Source organism: Alkalimonas collagenimarina (assembly GCF_030717845.1).
Lineage (GTDB): Bacteria > Pseudomonadota > Gammaproteobacteria > Enterobacterales > Alteromonadaceae > Alkalimonas > Alkalimonas collagenimarina.
Window position 1 is genome coordinate 1 of the sequence record NZ_JAUZVZ010000063.1, and the last position, 940, is coordinate 940.

1 protein-coding gene is annotated in these 940 nt (G+C 49.8%); it reads left to right on the top strand.

The genetic code is table 11. The annotated features are described in order from the left end of the window. Window positions 1–903: SPFH domain-containing protein (locus Q3O60_RS17595; protein WP_369812688.1), on the top strand; the 903-nt coding region annotated here is incomplete at its 5' end. Window positions 904–940: the final 37 nt, after the last annotated feature.

The following is a 940-nucleotide window of genomic DNA, read 5'->3' on the forward strand; positions in this document are numbered from 1 at the left end:
CTAGGGGTGGCGGTCTTTGCCATCATTTTAATTCTGGGCAATGTGTTTATTGTTCGTAATAGTGAGTGCATGGTGATCGAGCGGTTAGGCACCTATCACCGCACCATGCAATCCGGCATCCAGATCACCGTGCCCTTTATTGAAAAGCCGCGGCCGATTATCATGCTGCGTAATTTAAAGTTTGTCGAAACTCCACGGATTGATTTGCGGGAAGCCGTATTGGATTTCCCTGGTCAAAGCGTGATCACCAAAGACAACGTCACCGTCACCGTCAATGGTGTGTTGTATTTCCGTATCATGGATCCGGTGCGTGCCGTCTATGAAGTTGAAAACATCATTCAAGCGGTAGAGGTGCTGGCGAAAACATCGCTACGTGCTGAAATTGGCCGGATGGAGCTGGACTCTATTTTTGAATCTCGCGAGCAAATCAACGAACGTTTGCGAGTGGTGCTAGATGATGCAGGGAATGGTTGGGGCATCAAAGTGGTTCGGGTTGAACTGCTCGATATTGCCCCACCCGTTGATGTAGAAGAAGCCATGCGTAAACAAATGACTGCCGAGCGGCAGCGTCGTGCTACGGTGACCGAAGCCGAAGGTGAAAAGCAAGCTGCTATCGCCCGTGCTCAGGGTGAGCGCGAAGCTGCTATTTTAAGTGCTCAAGGTGAAAAAGAATCTGCCATTCTGCGTGCACAAGGGCAACGTAAAGCGATTGAGGAAGTTCTGGCTTCTGGTGATGGACAGTTAAGCTCCGATACCGTTATTGGCTACTTGCTGGGTCGTGAATATCTACAAACGCTGCCGAATATTGCCAAGCAAGGCGATCGCATCTTCCTGCCCATTGAAACCACCAATGTGCTGGGCTCCGTTGGCGCCATTCAGGAAATGCTGAGCTCTAAAAAGTAATGTGCTTTAAAGCGATCAAAAAAGGGCCTCTATGGCC